This is a genomic window from Mesorhizobium sp. AD1-1 (assembly GCF_020164655.1).
In the GTDB taxonomy this organism is placed as follows: domain Bacteria; phylum Pseudomonadota; class Alphaproteobacteria; order Rhizobiales; family Rhizobiaceae; genus Mesorhizobium; species Mesorhizobium ciceri.
Map to the genome: position 1 here is coordinate 349,117 of NZ_JAIUGP010000002.1, position 17,426 is coordinate 366,542.

Consider the following 17,426-nt stretch of genomic DNA (forward strand, 5'->3'; position numbering starts at 1 on the left):
ACACGCAAAAGTTGCGCACCAAATGAACCGGGACGATCGTTCAATCGAACGCCTTGGTTTCCGCGTGGCTGTAGCACATGGCGGGGGCTATGACCCCGGCACATTGTAGATCGCCCGCACCTCGATGGTGCCGATTTCGGCCAGCGGGATCTCGCCGGCGATCTCCAGCGCCTGGTCGAGATTGTCGGCCTCGATCATGACGAAGCCAAGCAACTGCTCCTTGGTTTCGGCGAACGGGCCGTCGGTGATCAGCCGCTTGCCCTGGCGTTGCCGCACCGTCTTCGACGTCTTCACCGATTGCAGCGCCTGCGCGACGATCAGCACCCCACGATGATCCAATGACCGGTCATGAGCCATCGAATCGGCATCGAGCTTGGCCAGACGCTCCGGCGTCATGGCATGGAGGTCGTTCTCCTCGCCATAGACCAGACAGACATATTTCATTTCCAGCTCCCTTGCTGTGACGAACCATAGGCGATCACGGTATCGGTTGAGTTCTTGCCGGCAGCGATATGGTCGAGAAGGCTGACCGCAATGCCGATGATTGCAACTGCCGCAAGCAGCCGGCCGAAGCCGGAGGGCGGCACATGCAGCGGGTCGCTTTTCCCTGGATCGGCCGTTCGGCAGGTGCTTGTCCAATGGGCAGAAAACAGATTGTTCATGCGAACCTCCATCCGCCACGAGAATCCGTGGCCGCCCGCAGGACGGTCGGGGCCGATGCAAGTCGACATTCTTGCACGTACATTTTTCAAAAAAATTCGGTGCGGCTCGCCGGTGCTGCATGCGCGCGCAAACAGCGCGGTGGCCTTCCCTCGCGCCCGCGCTATAGTTGGGAGGAACGCCGCCTGGCCGGCGCCACCGCTGTAATAAGGAGGAATTCATGGACCGCACCGCAAACGCCGTCTGGAAAGGCAATCTGAAAGAGGGCACGGGCACGCTCGACACCCAGAGCGGAACCCTGAAGGGCACGCCCTATTCGTTCAAAGCGCGCTTCGAGGACGAGAGCGGCAAATCCGGCACCAACCCTGAAGAGCTGATCGCGGCGGCGCACGCCGGCTGCTTTGCCATGCAGTTTTCGCATTTCCTGGCCGAGAACGGCACGCCGGCCACCGAACTCGACGCCAAGGCCGTGGTGACGCTGGTTCCCGGCACCGGGATCACCGGCAGCGCCCTCACAGTGGTCGGCAAGGTCCCGGGCATCGACGCGGCGAAGTTCAAGGAATTGGCCGAAAAGGCCAAGGCCGGCTGCCCGGTCTCGAAGGCGCTCGGCGCCATAAACGTATCGCTCGACGCCAAGCTCGGCTGAAGGCCCGAACGGCAAATTCATCCAGAAACCGCTGGCCCTTGGGCCGGCGTTTTCGTTTGCGGTCAGCCCTTCAACGCGGCCGCCCGCACATCCGATGGCGTCGCGCCGTAGCGCCGCCGGAACGCCCGGTTGAAATAGGAGAGGTCGTTGAAGCCTGCCTCGAAGGCGATCGCCGTGATGCTGCGTCCGGCATGACGAGGATTGCTGAGCATCCGATGCGCGCGCAACAGGCGCTGGCACAGCATGAAATCCGACAGCGACGTGCCTTCGCTCTCGAACAGTTTTCTGATGTAGCGGGCCGAAAGGCGGTGACGGCGGGCGATGTCTTCGGCCGACAGGTCGCCGCCATGGGCTGTTATTTCGGCCTTGATGGCACGCAGCCGCGCCACGCGCACGCCTCGGCCCCGGGCGATTTCTGCCGCGTCTCGGGTGGCACCCATGGCCAGAGCGACGAGATCGAAAATATGCGTCGTCGCCAGATGCCAGGCCTCCGGGGTCAGCACGTCGCCGGCATCCTGGATCGACCTGACATAGTCGAGCAGCAGCCGCATCGCCCCGCCGGAGGTTGGCAGCGGCTGCATCAGCGCCGGGGCCGAGTCGCCGATCAGCGGTGACAGTGCCTTGAGCGAGAAGCTCATATTGACGAAGCGAAGACCGCCTGGCTGGATGACATTGAGGCCGACCTCCTCGCCGCTCATCATCAGCGCCTGGCCGTTGCCGACCGGCTCCTCGCGGCCGCGATGCTTCATCACGCTTGCGCCATCGAGGGCGACCAGGAGGACGAGATCGTCGCTGTCGATCAGCGACGTCGAATGATGGACGCGGAATTCCGAACACGTGCCCGTGGCGATGCCGAGGCCAGGCAACGCGCGCACCTGCATATCGACATGCGTCGGGCCGAGTGGATCGAGATCGACCTTGAGCACCGTGCGGCCATAGACCTCGCGCATGACCTCGACGCGATCCCGCTCCGGAAGCGCGTCCGTCATCAGTCGGAACGAGGCGGTTGGCCCCATCGTCGCCGTCACCGGCATCCCCCATGCCTCAGGTCAATTAGAAGCGGCGTGATATGCGCCGCGCCTCCGAAAACGTCAATACAGGGCCGTTTGGGCCGTTTTTAGGGCCGCTGCGTCCAAGCTGCCCGCTTTTGCCGGACCTAGTTTGCAGCGCGTTTCCGATCAGGAAGCGCATCGCAAACAGCCACAAGGGGGTTCGATGTATCATTTGCAATTGTTCAGGACACTGTCGGGGCTCGCCTCGGCAGGCTTCAATCCACGCGTCTATCTGTTGTCCATCGCTCTCGGCGGAACCGTCGCCGACCATCGCGATCCGAAGCGGCCGTGTGGGGAGCGTCGGCCATGAGCGTCCGGCATACAGTCCTGGCGGCACTGGTCCTGTGCCTCGGCCTATCGGGCTGCGTCGGCATCAACCCGGTTTCTGCGGTCGTCGGCATGGCCGGCATGGCGGCGGCCAACTCCGCCGGCATGGCGCAATCGAGCGTCATCAGCCCGCAGGAGCAGGCGAAGTACGCCTCGATGTCCTGTGCGGATCTGCGGCAATTGATGGCAGGTTACGAAGAGGCGAAGAACCATGGGCCGTCGGTCAAGAAATACGGCGGCATGGCGCCGGCCGGCAAGACGGCGATCGTCAACAATGTCATCGGCACGCGGCTTGTCTATCTCCGGCAGCTAGTTGCGAGCAAAGGATGTTGAGGGCCTCGTCACACCACGCCTGCCGGGCGGCACTTGTCGGGCTTGCCGGCTGGCTGGCCTTCAGCGCCGGCGGCGCTTACGGCCAGGGTAAGGGACCGACGACACGCTCGCGCCTCGGTGCGATGCCGGCAGCGCTTGTCGGCAAGTGGGGTTTTGCAGTTGCCAGCGGCAATTATTGCGACACATTCAGCAACTGCGATCCAGGCAGCGGCGGCAGCGTCACCTTTACCTTCGGGGCTGACGGGCGCACCTATTACGCGCTGTTCCAATCGTCTCTGGTCGACGGCTGCGGTCAGGTCCGGTCGCTGACCCTGAAAACCGGTAAGGCCTCCGTGCGCGGTTCGACCCTGGTTTTCACGCCGACGGCAGGAACCTACAAATCCGTCAATGGTTGCCGGCCCGACCTCACGGGCCTCTGGAAATTCAAGCCCGGTGACCTGAAGCCGGTCTCCTTGCGTTGGCAACTGGACGGCAACCAGTTGCGGCTGATCGACCCCGACGGCGAAGCGAGCGGCGTTTACTCGAGGAGGTGAGCCTAGCGCTCGCCGGTCAGCGCGTCGATGCGGGCGCGTAACATTGCAATCTCCTCCTCGAGGGCGCTGACGCGCTCCTCGAGGCCGGAGGCAGATGAAGCAGCCGACGCAGCCTGCATGGCGATGGGGGCGATCTGCGGAGTCCCGCTCAGCAGATGAACGTAACGCTCCTCGCGCTGGCCCGGTCCGCGTGGGATTTCCTGGATGAGTGGCGGTCGGCGGCCGATCAGCATGTCGAGCTCGGCGCGCAAATCTTCGATCGACGAAAACCGTGCCATGCGCTCGGTGCGCGCCGACAATTCATGGGCCGTCTGCGGCCCGCGCAGCAACAGCAAGCCGATCAAGGCGGTCTGCGGTGTGGTCAGCGAGAAGCGCTGCGCCATCTGGTGCTCGTAGCGCTCGACACGCGAACCGAACATCTGCCGCACCAGCCCCTTTTGTTCGAGCAGCTTCAGCCCCCGGTGCACCTCGCTCTGCTCCAGCGCCATCACCGGCTCGCGCGCCGTCTTCTGGTTGGCGGCAGCCAGTGCCGCGTTGAGCGTCAGCGGATAGACATCCGGCGTCAGTTCCTTCTTCTCGATCAGGCAGCCGAGAATGCGAGCTTCCACAGGGGAAAGGATGGGAAGGTCATCGCTCATTGGATTACTCTCGCCGGCAACCAACCAACCGCCTAAACCCTTCTCTCCACCATCATCTTCTTGATCTCCGCGATCGCCTTGGCCGGGTTGAGGCCTTTGGGGCAGGTCTGCGCGCAGTTCATGATGGTGTGGCAGCGATAGAGCCGGAACGGGTCTTCGAGATTGTCGAGCCGCTCGCCGGTGGCCTCGTCGCGGCTATCGATCAGCCAGCGATAGGCCTGCAGAAGCGTTGCCGGGCCGAGATAGCGGTCGCCGTTCCACCAATAGCTCGGGCACGAGGTCGAGCAGCAGGCGCACAATATGCATTCGTAGAGCCCGTCGAGCTTCTCGCGGTCCTCATGGCTCTGCAGCCACTCCTTGGCCGGCTCCGGCGACACCGTCTTCAGCCAGGGCTGGATCGACGCGTGCTGGGCGTAGAAATTGGTGAGGTCGGGCACCAGATCCTTGACCACCTGCATATGCGGCAGCGGGTAGACTTTTACCGCGCCCGAAATGTCGTCGCAGCCCTTGGTGCAGGCGAGCGTGTTGGAACCGTCGATGTTCATGGCGCAGGAGCCGCAAATGCCTTCGCGGCAGGAACGCCGCAAGGTCAGCGTCGGGTCGATCTTGTTCTTGATCCACAGCAGCGCGTCGAGCACCATCGGCCCGCAATCGTCCATGTCGACGAAATAGGTGTCGATGCGCGGGTTCTCGTCGTCGTCCGGCGACCAGCGATAGATGCGGTATTCCCGCAGATTGGTGGCGCCCTCCGGCTTCGGCCAGGTCTTGCCCGGCTTGATCTGCGAATTCTTGGGGAGCGTGAGTTCAACCATGTTCGATCCTCAATACACTCTGGCCTTGGGCGCGATCTTGGCGAGGCTGATGCCGCCGTCCTTTTCAGCCAGCTGCGGCTCGGTGTGCACCGGCCGGTAGGAGAGGGCCACCTTGCCGTCTTCGCTCAGCCTGGCCAGCGTATGCTTGCGCCAGACCGCGTCGTCGCGCGCCGAAAAGTCCTCGCGTGCGTGCGCGCCACGGCTCTCCTTGCGCGCCTCGGCGCTGTAGACCGTGGTGATGGCATTGGCCATCAGGTTTTCCAGCTCCAGCGTTTCGACCAGATCGGAGTTCCAGATCATCGAGCGGTCGGACACTTTGATGTCCTTCAACTCGCCCCAGATCTGCGAAATGCGCTTACAGCCATTTTCGAGCGACTCCTGCGTGCGGAATACGGCCGCGTCTTCCTGCATCGCCTTCTGCATCTTTTCACGCAGCACCGCCGTCGGCGTCGAGCCGTTGGCGTGGCGCAGCCGGTCGAAGCGGTCCATGATCTTTTCGACCGAGGCTTCGTTGGGCGAAGGGATCGCCGACTTGCGGTCGATGACCTGGCCGGCGCGGATCGCCGCCGCGCGGCCGAACACCACAAGATCGATCAGCGAATTCGAACCGAGTCTGTTGGCGCCGTGCACGGAGGCGCAGCCGGCTTCGCCGACAGCCATCAATCCGGGCGACACCTGGTCTGGATTGAGCGCCGTCGGATTGAGCACCTCGCCCCAGTAATTGGTCGGCACGCCGCCCATATTGTAGTGGACCGTGGGCAGCACCGGGATCGGCTCCTTGGTCAGGTCGACACCGGCAAAGATCTTGGCCGATTCCGAAATCCCTGGCAGCCGCTCATGCAGGACGGCGGGATCGAGATGGTCGAGATGCAGGAAGATGTGGTCCTTGTTCTTGCCGACGCCGCGGCCCTCACGGATCTCCAGCGTCATGCAGCGCGAGACGACGTCGCGCGAGGCAAGGTCCTTGGCTGACGGCGCGTAGCGCTCCATGAAGCGCTCGCCCTCGGAATTGACGAGATAGCCGCCCTCGCCGCGCGCACCCTCGGTGATCAGGCAGCCGGCGCCATAGATGCCGGTCGGGTGGAATTGCACGAACTCCATGTCCTGCAGCGGAAAGCCGGCACGCGCGGCCATGCCGCCGCCGTCGCCGGTGCAGGTGTGCGCCGAGGTGGCCGAGAAATAGGCGCGGCCATAGCCGCCGGTCGCCAGCACCACCATCTTGGCCGAGAAGCGGTGGATGGTGCCGTCATCCAGGTTCCAGGCGACGACACCGGTGCAGGTGCCGTCCGGCTCCATGATCAGGTCGAGCGCGAAATACTCGATGAAGAACTGCGCATTGTTCTTCAGCGACTGGCCGTAAAGCGTGTGCAGGATGGCATGCCCGGTGCGGTCGGCGGCGGCACAGGTGCGCTGCACCGGGGGACCTTCGCCATAGTTCATCATGTGGCCGCCGAACGGCCGCTGGTAGATCTTGCCCTCTTCGGTGCGCGAAAACGGCACGCCGTAATGTTCGAGCTCGTAGACCGCGGCCGGCGCCTCGCGCACCAGATATTCCATGGCGTCGACATCGCCCAGCCAGTCCGAGCCCTTGACGGTGTCGTACATGTGCCATTGCCAGGAATCGGGACCCATGTTGGACAGCGAGGCGGCAATGCCGCCTTGCGCCGCCACCGTGTGCGAGCGGGTCGGGAACACCTTGCTGATGCAGGCGGTGCGCAGCCCCTGTTCGGCCATGCCGAGCGTGGCGCGCAGGCCGGCGCCGCCGGCGCCAACGACCACCACGTCGAACTTGTGGTCGACAAAGGTATAGCCTGCCGTGTTGGCTTGTTTCGCGTCCTTGGCCAACTCAGCCTCCGAATGCCAGCTTGAGCAGGGCGAAGATCGAGGCGACGCCGACCGCTATGGTGAAAAATGTATTGAGCGCGATCAGCGCCAGCTTCATGCCTTCGCCATGCACGTAATCCTCAATGATCACCTGCATGCCGATCCGCATATGGGTGAGACCGGAGATGAGCACCAGGGCCATCACCAGCGCCACGAACGGGTTGGCAAGGGCTGCCCGCACATGCTCGTGGTCGGCGCCGTTGAGCGCGATCAGGAAACCGACGAAGAACAGGATCAGCGGGATGTTGGCGATCGCGGTCAGGCGCTGGCGCCAGAAATGCCCGGTGCCCTCGCGGGCGGAGCCGAGGCCGCGGACCCTCGCCAGCGGCGTGCGCATGTCGGTGTTTTTGCCGCTCATGATCAAGCTCCCCGCGCCATGGTGCCGGCGATCCAGATCAGCAGCGTGAGCAGGATCGAGCCGGCCAGCGTCGCCCAGGCGATCTTCGAGGCGGTATGCTTTTCCAGGCCCGCGCCCGTGTCCCAGATGAGGTGCCGTACGCCGCCCAGCATATGATGCATCAGCGCCCAGGTGTAGCCGAACAGGATGATCCGGCCGAGCCAGGTGCCGAAGGCCCAATTGGCCCAATCGAAGGTCGCCTGCGAGCTTGCCGCCGCCATCAGCCACAGGGCGACCAGCAGCGTGCCGAAATACAGCGCGCCGCCGGTGATGCGGTGAATGATCGACATCGTCATGGTGATCGGCGGCCGGTACACGGTGAGGTGCGGCGAAATCGGCCGTTCACGTCTGGCAAATTCGCGGGTGGCTGGTGATTTGCTCATGGCTCCCCCAGTTCGGCGTCTCTCTGGAGCCTCAGGTGGAAATGCGGCATTGCCGCTTCCGGTTGCGACTTCGGACAGCCGGTTTCTAATGCTCTTTTTGCACCGCGTCAAAGCCAGAAAACCGTTTCGAAAACGTAATTTAGTCTGACTAAAAGGCGGGCTTTGGCTTCAATCGATTAGGCCGGGAAGGCCTGAAGCCGGCTCGATATCGCTGCAGTGCAACATATCTGGCCCCAGGGCCCAGCGGTGGTGAGACTGGCGTCAGCGTTTGCAGGTCTGCGGCGTCGATCCCTTCTTCATCACCAGCGCCTCGCGCCCGTCGATCACGATTGCGTCATGCGTGGCCGCCTGGTAGCGGCTGCTCTGGTTGGCAGGCGACGCCGCAAACTCCTCGGTCGCGCCGTCGGACCCGACCACACGCAACGACGTGCCTAGATTTTGGATGGAAATCATACCGTTGTTGCCGCATCTATAGGTGGCCGTGCCTATGCCTGGTCGCGGCGCGGTAAGGTCGGTGATGATCTTGGTTGCAGCTGCCGGAGGCACCGCGGCTGCGACGGACTGCTGGGCCGGCGCAGGTGAGACGACGACGGTATTGGCTGTCTTCGGCGCGCTGTCTTGCGGCACACAGGCAGCGACGACACCGAGCAACGGGAAAACGGACACCCAAATCGGCCGGCGTAGCGCCATATGCTGTCCTCCCGCGCGGCAAGCGGCCACGATGCTTTGTCCAGATCAATATCGTCCCGACGCCAAGGCGGACGCCGCTGCGATGGTGCGGCCAAGCATGGCCGAATGATGGCCACCGGGTTTTCCATCCAGTCGGATATTAACGGATATTAACCATGTTTACCGAGACATCGCCGCCAAACGCGCCGGGCTCTTAACAAAGGTTAAGAAACCGTTAATTTCTGATTCGAGGAGGCTTTCCCTCAAGACACGGAGGACGCCATGCGTTCGAATTCGGGCAAATCGCGCCTTGCGGCGCTCGTCGTAGCAGCCTCGGTCGCCGGCCTTGCAGCGCCAGCGCTTGCCGGCGCACGGCATCAGGATCGCGTCTACGCCGATTCCTTCGGCAACCTCGTCGTCGACAGCGCCGCCGGCTACAAGCGCATCATCGTCGGCCAAGGCAGGCTGGCCAAGCAGCTCTCCGACTACACCAGCGCCGGCCAGCCCAAGGTGATCCACGAGAACGAAGCCGACGAAATCGGCGGTTATAGCGATTGCTACCGGCCGCCGGTGCTGGTGAAGGGCCGCTCCTATATGTACGGCCTCTCCGACGGCGAGATGCCCGAACTCAGCCCCTGCCGCTAGCTTCCGTTCCGGCTGACGACCAGTTGCCGGCAGGCCCGACGGAGACGCGCACGCAATCGCGCCCGGCATTCTTCGCCTGATAGAGCGCCTGGTCGGCCCGCCGCATCAGATCGGCAAAGTCTTCGCTCGCATGGAGTTCGGCGACGCCGAAGCTCGCAGTGCAGCGGTTGTCAGCCGGCAGTCCGTCTATGGGCAGCGCGCCGAAGGCGCTGCGCGTTCCCTCGGCGAACAGCCGCGCCGCGGCAAGGTTGGTTCCCGGCAGGATGATGGCGAACTCCTCGCCGCCAATGCGGCCCGCAACGTGATGCGCGGCGGCGGCTTCACGCAGGAAGCCTGCAAAAGTCTCGATCACCCGGTCGCCGGACGCATGGCCGAAGCTGTCGTTGACGCTCTTGAAATGATCGAGATCGGCTATGACCAGCGCGACCGGCACGCCTTGCCGCAGGGCGCCAAGCACCGCCAGTTCGGCATGGCGGGTGAAGCCGCCGCGATTGAGCAGGCGCGAAAGCGTGTCCGTCTCCGACCTCGACGTCACTTCGGCAAGCACGTCGCGAACCAGGATGGCCAGCATCAGCAGCGCCAGCGCCAGCGCAAAGACAGTGCCGAGCGATTGCGACACCAGCGCGTAGTTGCTTTGCAGATAGGCTTGCGGATTGGCGCCCCAGCCGCCGAGCGCATGGGCGATGAATGGCTTGGAGGCAAACTGCAGGCCGCTCGCCGCCAGCACGGCCATCAATATGCGATCGAGACGGGCAAGCTTTTGCCTCGATGACCAGACGATGGCCAGCCCGATGAACTGCATGACCGCATAGGGAAGCTGGTAGGCCATGATGCGGATCAGCGACTGGCGGGGCAGGTCCTGTACGAAATACACAGCCATGGTGGTGGCCAACAGGAAAAACAGCATCGCCTTCCAGGGCGGCGCCACGCCGTATTTGCGGGCAAGCCCGCCATTGAACGCAATGGTGGCGGCAAGGAAGACCGCGAAGGCGGCAACGACTGGGAGCCGCGCGTCGGCAAAAGCGGGAATGGAGAATTCGATGGCCGAATAGGCCATGCCCAGCAGATAGCCAAATGCCAGCCAGCGCGCCGGCGCCCGGCCGACATCGTGGAAGGCGACCGCCATGAAGCAGGCCGCCAGCAGGCCGGCAACCGACAGATTGATCAACAGGATGAAGTTGGCGCCGCTCATGTTCTCCCGCACCCGCGCCGACAGCTAATCATCGACGGGCGAAGAAGACGTTAACGTCCTGGCCGGGCAGGATTCAGCCGGTCTTGAGCGGCTCCGGCAGGAACGCCGTTTCCGGCCGCTCATAGGACAGGCGTACACTGTCGCGGCCGTTCTTCTTGGCCTTGTAGAGCGCATCGTCGGCACGGCGCATCAGCGGCTCCAGCGCCTCGTCACCGCTGCGGGCCGCCACGCCGAAGCTTGCCGTCACCTTCGTTCCCTGGGGAAGCCCGTCGACATGGCCGGCCGAATAGACCGTGCGCACCGCTTCGGCGAACAGCCGTGCCGCGGCAAGATCGCTGAGTGGCAGCAGCACCGCGAATTCCTCGCCGCCGATACGCCCGGCAACACCGCGCGCGCCGGCCGCCGACCGAAGCTTGGCGGCGAAATCGGCAATCACGCGATCGCCCGCCCCATGCCCATGCACATCGTTGAGCGCCTTGAAATGATCGAGGTCGGCCAGCACCAACGCGACCGGGAACCGCGCCGAGGCGCAGTGCCGCAAGAGCAGCATGCCGCGCTCCTCGAAGCCACGCCGGTTGAGCAGGCCCGACAGGGGGTCGGTAAAGGTCTCGGTCTTCAACGCCTTCAACACGTCGAGTGCCGCGGCGGAAAACAGGCACAGCGCGATAAGCAGCGACAGCAGCGCGTGCGACAGCAGCGCCGTCGTCCAGTAGGACGAGCCATAGAACCCGTCATAGCTCGTGAAGGGCCCGTGCGCGATGACGACGACAAGGGTGCGCACGAAGAAGTTGACGCCCGACAGCAGCGACAGCACGAACAGGATTTTCTCGGTCGGGCCGCTGTTGCGCACCGGGCGCAGTTCGGCGGCAACCAGAAGGCTGATACCGCCGAAAGCGAAATTCATCGCCAGGATGCGCCAGGTGAGATCCGGCGCGATGAACAGGAACCAGCAGAACGACGCCAGTCCCCCGCAGGCCAGCGCGCCGATCCCCACATAGGGCACCTTGCGGCCATAGCGGTGGACGATGGCGCCGGCCAGGCAGCAGCCGGCGATGCTGAAGCAGATGTTCGACACCAGCTTGGTCAGCGGCATGCCGATCGGCAAAGTGAAATACTGGAGCAGGAAGCCCACCGCCGAGAGACTGTAGCTGAGCGCCAGCACGGCCAGATAGGGGCGGTGGCGCTGATAGGACCATAGCACGAGGAACGCCGCGCCGAGCGCCAGCGCGATCGTCGGGTTGAGCAGCGCTATGAGCAGACCCGTGTCCAAACGACTATGACTTCCCCTCGCTTACGTCGGGGAAGAGCTTAGAGGGCAAGCCCAAACAAGCGGTTAAGCCTCGCCGCAAGCAGGACCGCCATCTCAAAATAATGTCAGGGAACCGCCGTCTCCGGTCAGCGTTCCTTCGTTGACAATCTGGAGCGACCGATGGCCGACACAATCACACTGACCGACCACGATGCGATCCGCTCGTGGGCTGCCGGGCGCGCCGGCTTTCCCGCAATCGTCGACATCTCGCCCGAAGCGGGGACGCAGCCCATGTTGAGGCTGGTCTTCGGCCAGCACGCCTATCAGGATCAGGACCAGCCTGAACGGCCGCTCAATGCGGGAGGCTATGAACTCGTCGAATGGGACGAATGGTTCAAGCTCTTCGAGGAACAACAGCTTGCGCTTGTGGTCGCGGCCGAACAGCCCGGACGCCGCGAGGAGTTCCACGAACTCGTCCGCCGTGACGGGAAGCGTTGACCCGAGCCGGGTGCGGCTCGGGTCCGTTCAAGTCTGGACTACTTCCACTCGCGGATGTCGACGAAGTGGCCGGCGATCGCCGCCGCGGCCGCCATCGCCGGCGACACCAGATGGGTGCGGCCCTTGAAGCCTTGCCGGCCCTCGAAATTGCGGTTCGAAGTCGAGGCGCAGCGTTCATGCGGCTTCAGCCGGTCGTCGTTCATGGCCAGGCACATCGAGCAGCCCGGCTCGCGCCAATCGAAACCGGCGGCGACAAAGATCTTGTCGAGGCCTTCGGCTTCCGCCTGTTCCTTGACCAGGCCGGAGCCCGGCACGATCATCGCATCGACATGCGGGCTGACCGTCTTGCCTTCGACCACCTTGGCGACGGCGCGCAGATCCTCGATGCGGCCATTGGTGCAGGAACCGATGAAGACGCGGTCGAGCGTGATGTCGGTGATCCTGGTGCCCGGCGTCAGACCCATATAGTCGAGCGCGCGCTGCTTGGAGGTGCGCTTGTTCTCATCGGTGATGTCGTCCGGGTTCGGCACGATGCCTTGCACCGACACGACGTCCTCGGGCGAGGAGCCCCAGGAGACGATCGGCGGCAGCTTGGCCGCGTCGAGCACGATCACCTTGTCGAAATGCGCGCCCTCGTCGGACTGTAGCGTCTTCCAGTATTCGAGTGCCGCATCCCAGGCCGCGCCCTTCGGCGCGCGCGGCTTGTCCTTGACATAGGCGAAGGTCGTCTCGTCCGCGGCGATCAGGCCGGCGCGCGCGCCGCCTTCGATCGACATGTTGCAGATCGTCATGCGGCCCTCCATCGACAGCGCACGGATCGCCTCGCCGGCATATTCGATGACATAGCCGGTGCCGCCGGCAGTGCCGATCTCGCCGATGATGGCCAGGATGATGTCCTTGGCGGTGACACCTTCCGGCAATTGGCCGTCGACACGCACCAGCATGTTCTTGGCCTTGCGCTGGATCAGCGTCTGCGTCGCCAGAACATGCTCGACCTCGGATGTGCCGATGCCATGCGCCAGCGCGCCGAAAGCGCCGTGCGTCGAGGTGTGGCTGTCGCCGCAGACGATGGTCATGCCGGGCAGTGTAAAGCCCTGCTCCGGACCGATGATGTGGACGATGCCCTGGCGGATATCGTTCTCGGAATAATATTCGACGCCGAAATCCCTGGCGTTCTTGGCCAGCGCCTCGACCTGGATGCGGCTTTCCTCGTTCTTGATGCCGAACTTGCGCTCGGGCGAAGTCGAGACATTGTGATCGACCACGGCCAGCGTCTTTTCCGGATGCCGGACTTTACGGCCGGTCATGCGCAGGCCTTCGAAGGCCTGCGGACTGGTCACTTCATGGACCAGGTGGCGGTCGATGTAGAGCAGGCAGGTGCCGTCGTCCTGGCGATCGACGACATGGTCGTCGAAAATCTTGTCGTAGAGGGTGCGCGGTGCGCTCATGTGCGTAAATCCGTCGATATGAGAATGGGAAAGAGCAGGTGCCGGACCTCCGGCCCGGCGAAACGACCCCGATGGGTCGGCCTAGGGTAGTCGGCTGGTCAGCGCCCCGGACACGCGCGCGGAGAAGCGCGACGGCAGGCGTTTTCTGTCCTGCAGCACGAACCCCTTGTAGGCCGGATCGCCAAAAAGCTCTTCCATGGCGTGGCTCATATCAATGTTTTGGGTTTTCGGCAATTGTAAGCTGCCTTCGCAGAACTCGGGTTCCTCGTCCTCACTTCCACACCTTCAGGGGGAGAGGAAGGGAGCCGACCTTACTTAAGCTAGCGCCTTCCTCTACCCCGTCGATCGGGGGAGAGGAAGGAAGCCAAGATCGGAGAACGCGCCGCTCAGATCACTTCAAACACAAACGTCTTCACCAGCGCATCCGGCTCGGCGATCGCATAGCAGCGGAACCACGGGCTTTCCTCGACCGGCCGCCATTTCCCAGTCTGCTCCAACTCATCGAACACCGCCTGGAAGCCGCCGCTCTCGAACACCCGGTCGCGCACGGTAAAGATCGCATGGCCGCCCTTGCGGGTGATGCGCACCAGTTCGTGCAGGCCTGTCGCCGGCGCATGGCTGATGGTGAACACGCCTGTCGAGAAGAAGGCGCGGAAAAACCCGTCCGGCCACGGCAGCGGACCGCCCAGCATTGCCTGCTTCAGTTCGCTGTAGGCATTGCGGCTGCCGGCGATCTTCAGCATATCGTCCGAGAGGTCGAGCCCCGCAATGTCGCGGTAGCCGAGCGCATTCAGCGACGGTCCCGACAGGCCGGTGCCGCAGCCGGCATCGAGCAAGGGGCCATCGCCCGCCGGCACATGGCGCGCCACCCAGGCGGTGATCAGGAAAGGCAGGAGGTAGCCGAGCGAGGCGGTCTCGCTGTCATAGGTCGCGGCCCATGCGGCATAGGCCTCTTCAAGCGCTTCCGGCGTGTCGGCCGTATAGACGGAATCCAGCGCCGCATTGGCTTTGTCGACGATCATGGGACCTCCTCAACGGGAATGCTCGGGGATCGTAGCGCTGCCTTGGCCGAAAAACTATTCCTCGTGCTGGCGGCGCAGCCGCCGTTCCAGCGCCCTGAGCGCCAGCGACAGGCCGACGGTCAGGATGAGGTAGATGTAGGCTGTTATCGAATAGGTCTCGAAGAAGCGAAAGGAGCCGGCGGCGTAGACCTTGCCCATCTGCGTGATGTCGGCAACGCCGAGCACCGAGACCAGCGAGGAATCCTTGACCAGGGCGACGAAATCATTGCCGAGGGGCGGCAGGATGGTGCGGATCGCCTGTGGAAACACGATGAGCCGGAAACGCTGCGCGCGGGTCAGCCCGAGCGCCTTCGCCGCTTCGATCTGGCCCTTCTCCACCGCCTGGATGCCGGCCCGGAAAACCTCCGAGATGAAAGCCGAATAGCCGATGGTCAGCGCCATGATGGCGCGCCACAACAGCGACACGTCGCGCACCAAAAGCTCGCCGAACAGGCCGGCGCTTTGCAGCGGCGCGGTCAGCGCGTTCCAGGCCGCGACGAAGGCCGGCGCGCCGGCAAAGGCGATCCAGAACAACAGCACCAGGATCGGCACGCCGCGGATGATCTCGACATAGAAGCGCGCGATCTGGCGCAGCCAGCGCGAACCCGACATTCCCATCAGCGCGATGCCGAGACCGATGGCCGACGCCAGCACGAAGGCGATCACGGTGACGAAGATGGTGACGCCGATACCCTTGGCGACCGTGGCGAACACCTGGGCATAGAGATTGCTGGTGGCGACGAAGACGGCCACCGCGATCGCGAGAGTTACGGCCACGACAAGCCACCAGGGGAAGTCGGCTTTGGAGGAAGAGGCGGGAGGCATCAAAAGGATTGCGCCAAGGCACCCCCCTCTGGCCTGCCGGCCATCTCCCCCTCAAGAGGGGAGATTGGCAGCTTCGTCGACGGCACTCTTTTTACAACTTTGGTGATTGGCGAAAGCGGAAAAAACAGCCAATCTCCCCCCTTGAGGGGGAGATGCCCGGCAGGGCAGAGGGGGGCGTTCAAGCGCGAAGTCGGCGCGAAATCACTGCCCCATCTTGTAATCAAGGAACCACTTCTTGTTCAGCGCATCGAACGTCCCGTCCGCCTTCAACGCCGCAATCGCCGCATTGACCGGCTTCACCAGGTCGGAACCCTTCGGGAAGATGAAGCCGAAATCCTCGGTGCCGAGCGGTCCGCCGATCAGCTTCAGCTTGCCGTCGGAGGCGTCGACATAGCCCTTGCCGGCGGTGCCGTCGGTCAAGACGACGTCAACGTCGCCGGATTTCAGCGCCTGCACCGTGGCGCCGAAGGTCTCGAACAGCTTGATGCGCGGGTTCTGCTCATTGCCGTCGAGCACGCTGTAGACGGCGGTGTAGAAGGGCGTGGTACCGGCCTGCGCGCCGATCAGCCCATCCTTGAAGGCGCCGAAGGTCTTGGCGTCGGTGAAACGGCTTTCATCGCCGCGCACCAGCATGAACTGTTCCGAGCGCATATAGGGGTCGGAGAAATCGACCTTCTCCTTGCGGTCGTCCTTGATGGTGATGCCGGTCATGCCGATGTTGTACTGGTTGTCGGAAACCGCCTGGATCATCGCGTCCCAGGATGTGTTCTGGTACTCAACGGCGAAATTCAGCCGCTTGGCGATCTCGTTCATCGCATCATATTCCCAGCCGATCTGCTTGCCGGTCTTGGCATCGATGAACTGCAGCGGCGGATAGGCGTTTTCGGTCACAACCACCACCTTTTTGCCGCCGAGGTCGGGCAGCGCCTGCGCAAAGGCGGCAACGGGTACCAGGACGAGGGCAAGCAGGCCTGCCAGCAGCAGTTTCGATTTGGTCATGACACACTCCCCGGAAATTGACGGACCCGGGCACGGCCGGGCTTGTAGGAAAATCCGGCGCCGACTTTAGCTTTCCGCAAGCGTCATGCAAGACGGTCCGCTGCGTCAGCGCGCGCGAAAAGGGATTCCGATGCCTTCATTTCCGGGATTCAGGAATGAACGGTGTCGCGGCAGCGATCAGCTCCGCTTCACGATGCCGGCATCCGCCTTGCGCAAGCCGGAGACGAACCGCGTCAGCGTGCGGTGCAGGGATTTCAACTCGTCGGCATCCAGCGGCAGGTTGCAAAGCATCGCCGCCGGCACGCTTTTGGCCTGCTCACGCAACGCTTGTCCCTTCGCTGTCGGCTCGACCAGAACCCGGCGCTCGTCGGCGGGGTCGCGCCGGCGTGTGACCAGGCCACCGGCCTCCAGCCGCTTGAGCAGCGGCGTCAGCGTCGCCGAATCCAGCCCGAGCGCTTCGCCAAGCTCGCCGACCGTGCTTGGAGCCCGTTCCCAAAGCGCCAACATGGCCAGATATTGCGGATAGGTCAGACCAAGCGGATCGAGCAGCGGGCGGTAGAGCTTCGTCATCAGCCCGCTTGCCGAATAGAGCGCGAAGCAGAGCTGTTGGTCGAGCCGCGGAACGTGAAACGTCCCGGTGGCCTCCGCCGGGACGTCGCTGGTGCTCTTTGTCGTCTTTTCCGTCATGCCGCCTTTACCGAAAGCGCTACGTCGACATTGCCCCTGATGGCGTTGGAATAGGGGCAGATCTTGTGCGCCTCCGATACAAGCGCTTCCGCCGCCGCCTGATCAAGGCCTTTCGTTTCCGCCGCGAGCGCGACGCCGAGCTTAAAGCCTTCGCCATCGGGAAGCAGGCTGACGGTGGAGGTTACCCCGGCATCCGTCAGCGACAGCTTCTGTTTGCGCGCGACAAAGCGGATGGCGCTTTCGAAGCAGGCGGCATAGCCGATAGCGAACAGTTGCTCGGGATTGGTGGCGCCCCCCGGCCCGCCGAGTTCCTTGGGCATTGCCAGATCGACCTTGAGCAGACCGTCGCTGGTCTCGCCATGGCCGGCGCGGCCGCCGGTGACGTGAGCCTGTGTGGTGTAGAGTGCCATATCAAATCTCCAATTACTTTGTGCGCGATTATTTAGTGCACAAAGTAATTCGCCGTCAACAGCCGGATCCTGTGTCTG

Annotated in this window: 22 protein-coding genes; 5 read left to right on the plus strand and 17 right to left on the minus strand. The window is 63.7% G+C overall.

Annotation, left to right across the window (positions count from 1 at the left end; translation table 11 throughout):
• Nucleotides 1–87: 87 nt before the first annotated feature.
• Both LB519_RS05165 and LB519_RS05170 read right to left on the minus strand, forming a co-directional pair.
• The gene (locus LB519_RS05165) at nucleotides 88–444 is read right to left on the minus strand and encodes a YciI family protein (protein WP_224618929.1); all 357 of its coding nucleotides are present in this window, start codon (nucleotides 442–444) and stop codon (nucleotides 88–90) included.
• Nucleotides 441–662, minus strand: a complete 222-nt coding sequence (locus tag LB519_RS05170; protein WP_224618930.1) for a hypothetical protein — start codon at nucleotides 660–662, stop codon at nucleotides 441–443. The genes LB519_RS05165 and LB519_RS05170 overlap by 4 nt, the downstream gene beginning before the upstream one ends.
• Before the next feature lie 218 nt (nucleotides 663–880).
• Here LB519_RS05170 and LB519_RS05175 point away from each other — a divergent pair, with 218 nt between their 5' ends.
• Nucleotides 881–1,306, plus strand: a complete 426-nt coding sequence (locus tag LB519_RS05175) for an OsmC family protein (RefSeq protein ID WP_013528883.1) — start codon at nucleotides 881–883, stop codon at nucleotides 1,304–1,306.
• 62 nt (nucleotides 1,307–1,368) lie between these two features.
• On the opposite strand, the gene LB519_RS05180 is transcribed toward LB519_RS05175, so the two are convergent.
• A complete protein-coding gene (locus tag LB519_RS05180; protein WP_224618931.1) occupies nucleotides 1,369–2,340 on the minus strand; it encodes a helix-turn-helix transcriptional regulator in 972 nt (323 codons plus the stop codon).
• A 324-nt stretch (nucleotides 2,341–2,664) separates the two neighbouring features.
• Here LB519_RS05180 and LB519_RS05185 point away from each other — a divergent pair, with 324 nt between their 5' ends.
• Both LB519_RS05185 and LB519_RS05190 read left to right on the plus strand, forming a co-directional pair.
• Nucleotides 2,665–3,018: a hypothetical protein gene (locus LB519_RS05185; protein WP_224618932.1), complete on the plus strand. Its 354-nt coding sequence runs from the start codon at nucleotides 2,665–2,667 to the stop codon at nucleotides 3,016–3,018.
• Nucleotides 3,012–3,551, plus strand: coding sequence for a hypothetical protein (locus tag LB519_RS05190; RefSeq protein ID WP_013528879.1), 540 nt, complete (start codon nucleotides 3,012–3,014; stop codon nucleotides 3,549–3,551). The genes LB519_RS05185 and LB519_RS05190 overlap by 7 nt, the downstream gene beginning before the upstream one ends.
• Nucleotides 3,552–3,553: 2 nt before the next feature.
• Here LB519_RS05190 and LB519_RS05195 read toward each other — a convergent pair whose 3' ends face one another.
• The 6 genes from LB519_RS05195 to LB519_RS05220 all read right to left on the minus strand — a co-directional run bounded on the left by LB519_RS05195 (nucleotide 3,554) and on the right by LB519_RS05220 (nucleotide 8,355).
• Nucleotides 3,554–4,189 carry a YceH family protein gene (locus tag LB519_RS05195; protein WP_024504993.1) on the minus strand — a complete coding sequence of 212 codons (636 nt, stop codon included), beginning with the start codon at nucleotides 4,187–4,189 and terminating at the stop codon, nucleotides 3,554–3,556.
• 32 nt (nucleotides 4,190–4,221) lie between these two features.
• Complete coding sequence (locus LB519_RS05200) at nucleotides 4,222–5,001, minus strand: succinate dehydrogenase iron-sulfur subunit (RefSeq protein ID WP_013528877.1); 780 nt, start codon at nucleotides 4,999–5,001, stop codon at nucleotides 4,222–4,224.
• A 9-nt stretch (nucleotides 5,002–5,010) separates the two neighbouring features.
• Nucleotides 5,011–6,846, minus strand: a complete 1,836-nt coding sequence (sdhA, locus tag LB519_RS05205; protein ID WP_064992607.1) for a succinate dehydrogenase flavoprotein subunit — start codon at nucleotides 6,844–6,846, stop codon at nucleotides 5,011–5,013.
• Nucleotide 6,847: 1 nt separating this feature from the next.
• Nucleotides 6,848–7,243 (minus strand): succinate dehydrogenase, hydrophobic membrane anchor protein, encoded by a 396-nt coding sequence (sdhD, locus tag LB519_RS05210; protein WP_013528875.1) that lies wholly within the window; start codon nucleotides 7,241–7,243, stop codon nucleotides 6,848–6,850.
• A gap of 2 nt (nucleotides 7,244–7,245) precedes the next feature.
• Nucleotides 7,246–7,665, minus strand: a complete 420-nt coding sequence (sdhC, locus tag LB519_RS05215; RefSeq protein WP_013528874.1) for a succinate dehydrogenase, cytochrome b556 subunit — start codon at nucleotides 7,663–7,665, stop codon at nucleotides 7,246–7,248.
• 261 nt (nucleotides 7,666–7,926) lie between these two features.
• Nucleotides 7,927–8,355 (minus strand): hypothetical protein, encoded by a 429-nt coding sequence (locus LB519_RS05220; RefSeq protein ID WP_013528873.1) that lies wholly within the window; start codon nucleotides 8,353–8,355, stop codon nucleotides 7,927–7,929.
• Nucleotides 8,356–8,616: 261 nt separating this feature from the next.
• On the opposite strand from LB519_RS05220, the gene LB519_RS05225 reads away from it, so the two are divergent.
• Nucleotides 8,617–8,979 carry a hypothetical protein gene (locus tag LB519_RS05225; RefSeq protein WP_224618933.1) on the plus strand — a complete coding sequence of 121 codons (363 nt, stop codon included), beginning with the start codon at nucleotides 8,617–8,619 and terminating at the stop codon, nucleotides 8,977–8,979.
• Here LB519_RS05225 and LB519_RS05230 read toward each other — a convergent pair.
• Both LB519_RS05230 and LB519_RS05235 read right to left on the minus strand, forming a co-directional pair.
• On the minus strand, nucleotides 8,963–10,171 hold the full coding sequence (locus LB519_RS05230; protein WP_224618934.1) for a sensor domain-containing diguanylate cyclase: 1,209 nt from the start codon (nucleotides 10,169–10,171) through the stop codon (nucleotides 8,963–8,965). The two genes, LB519_RS05225 and LB519_RS05230, sit on opposite strands and share 17 nt — an antisense overlap.
• A gap of 73 nt (nucleotides 10,172–10,244) precedes the next feature.
• Entirely contained in the window at nucleotides 10,245–11,441 is a 1,197-nt protein-coding gene (locus LB519_RS05235) for a GGDEF domain-containing protein (RefSeq protein WP_024504987.1), read from the minus strand.
• 159 nt (nucleotides 11,442–11,600) lie between these two features.
• On the opposite strand from LB519_RS05235, the gene LB519_RS05240 reads away from it, so the two are divergent.
• Complete coding sequence (locus tag LB519_RS05240) at nucleotides 11,601–11,918, plus strand: hypothetical protein (RefSeq protein ID WP_013528869.1); 318 nt, start codon at nucleotides 11,601–11,603, stop codon at nucleotides 11,916–11,918.
• A 38-nt stretch (nucleotides 11,919–11,956) separates the two neighbouring features.
• Here LB519_RS05240 and leuC read toward each other — a convergent pair whose 3' ends face one another.
• The 6 genes from leuC to LB519_RS05270 all read right to left on the minus strand — a co-directional run bounded on the left by leuC (nucleotide 11,957) and on the right by LB519_RS05270 (nucleotide 17,348).
• Entirely contained in the window at nucleotides 11,957–13,366 is a 1,410-nt protein-coding gene (leuC, locus tag LB519_RS05245; RefSeq protein ID WP_027163297.1) for a 3-isopropylmalate dehydratase large subunit, read from the minus strand.
• 386 nt (nucleotides 13,367–13,752) lie between these two features.
• Nucleotides 13,753–14,388 (minus strand): class I SAM-dependent DNA methyltransferase, encoded by a 636-nt coding sequence (locus LB519_RS05250; protein WP_013528866.1) that lies wholly within the window; start codon nucleotides 14,386–14,388, stop codon nucleotides 13,753–13,755.
• A gap of 54 nt (nucleotides 14,389–14,442) precedes the next feature.
• The gene (locus LB519_RS05255) at nucleotides 14,443–15,252 is read right to left on the minus strand and encodes an amino acid ABC transporter permease (RefSeq protein ID WP_063173357.1); all 810 of its coding nucleotides are present in this window, start codon (nucleotides 15,250–15,252) and stop codon (nucleotides 14,443–14,445) included.
• A 201-nt stretch (nucleotides 15,253–15,453) separates the two neighbouring features.
• Nucleotides 15,454–16,251 (minus strand): transporter substrate-binding domain-containing protein, encoded by a 798-nt coding sequence (locus LB519_RS05260; protein ID WP_224618937.1) that lies wholly within the window; start codon nucleotides 16,249–16,251, stop codon nucleotides 15,454–15,456.
• Between the two features lie 177 nt (nucleotides 16,252–16,428).
• Nucleotides 16,429–16,938 (minus strand): MarR family winged helix-turn-helix transcriptional regulator, encoded by a 510-nt coding sequence (locus LB519_RS05265; protein WP_224618938.1) that lies wholly within the window; start codon nucleotides 16,936–16,938, stop codon nucleotides 16,429–16,431.
• On the minus strand, nucleotides 16,935–17,348 hold the full coding sequence (locus LB519_RS05270) for an organic hydroperoxide resistance protein (protein ID WP_013528862.1): 414 nt from the start codon (nucleotides 17,346–17,348) through the stop codon (nucleotides 16,935–16,937). Before LB519_RS05270 ends, LB519_RS05265 begins: the two co-directional genes overlap by 4 nt.
• Nucleotides 17,349–17,426 lie beyond the last annotated feature (78 nt).

Bases quoted from the DNA above. Each gene is read 5' to 3' on its own strand.
- LB519_RS05165 (WP_224618929.1), bottom strand. From the start codon at position 444: ATGAAATATGTCTGTCTGGTCTATGGCGAGGAGAACGACCTCCATGCC.
- LB519_RS05170 (WP_224618930.1), bottom strand. From the start codon at position 662: ATGAACAATCTGTTTTCTGCCCATTGGACAAGCACCTGCCGAACGGCC.
- LB519_RS05175 (WP_013528883.1), top strand. From the start codon at position 881: ATGGACCGCACCGCAAACGCCGTCTGGAAAGGCAATCTGAAAGAGGGC.
- LB519_RS05180 (WP_224618931.1), bottom strand. From the start codon at position 2,340: ATGCCGGTGACGGCGACGATGGGGCCAACCGCCTCGTTCCGACTGATG.
- LB519_RS05185 (WP_224618932.1), top strand. From the start codon at position 2,665: ATGAGCGTCCGGCATACAGTCCTGGCGGCACTGGTCCTGTGCCTCGGC.
- LB519_RS05190 (WP_013528879.1), top strand. From the start codon at position 3,012: ATGTTGAGGGCCTCGTCACACCACGCCTGCCGGGCGGCACTTGTCGGG.
- LB519_RS05195 (WP_024504993.1), bottom strand. From the start codon at position 4,189: ATGAGCGATGACCTTCCCATCCTTTCCCCTGTGGAAGCTCGCATTCTC.
- LB519_RS05200 (WP_013528877.1), bottom strand. From the start codon at position 5,001: ATGGTTGAACTCACGCTCCCCAAGAATTCGCAGATCAAGCCGGGCAAG.
- sdhD (WP_013528875.1), bottom strand. From the start codon at position 7,243: ATGAGCGGCAAAAACACCGACATGCGCACGCCGCTGGCGAGGGTCCGC.
- sdhC (WP_013528874.1), bottom strand. From the start codon at position 7,665: ATGAGCAAATCACCAGCCACCCGCGAATTTGCCAGACGTGAACGGCCG.
- LB519_RS05220 (WP_013528873.1), bottom strand. From the start codon at position 8,355: ATGGCGCTACGCCGGCCGATTTGGGTGTCCGTTTTCCCGTTGCTCGGT.
- LB519_RS05225 (WP_224618933.1), top strand. From the start codon at position 8,617: ATGCGTTCGAATTCGGGCAAATCGCGCCTTGCGGCGCTCGTCGTAGCA.
- LB519_RS05230 (WP_224618934.1), bottom strand. From the start codon at position 10,171: ATGAGCGGCGCCAACTTCATCCTGTTGATCAATCTGTCGGTTGCCGGC.
- LB519_RS05240 (WP_013528869.1), top strand. From the start codon at position 11,601: ATGGCCGACACAATCACACTGACCGACCACGATGCGATCCGCTCGTGG.
- leuC (WP_027163297.1), bottom strand. From the start codon at position 13,366: ATGAGCGCACCGCGCACCCTCTACGACAAGATTTTCGACGACCATGTC.
- LB519_RS05250 (WP_013528866.1), bottom strand. From the start codon at position 14,388: ATGATCGTCGACAAAGCCAATGCGGCGCTGGATTCCGTCTATACGGCC.
- LB519_RS05255 (WP_063173357.1), bottom strand. From the start codon at position 15,252: ATGCCTCCCGCCTCTTCCTCCAAAGCCGACTTCCCCTGGTGGCTTGTC.
- LB519_RS05260 (WP_224618937.1), bottom strand. From the start codon at position 16,251: ATGACCAAATCGAAACTGCTGCTGGCAGGCCTGCTTGCCCTCGTCCTG.
- LB519_RS05265 (WP_224618938.1), bottom strand. From the start codon at position 16,938: ATGACGGAAAAGACGACAAAGAGCACCAGCGACGTCCCGGCGGAGGCC.
- LB519_RS05270 (WP_013528862.1), bottom strand. From the start codon at position 17,348: ATGGCACTCTACACCACACAGGCTCACGTCACCGGCGGCCGCGCCGGC.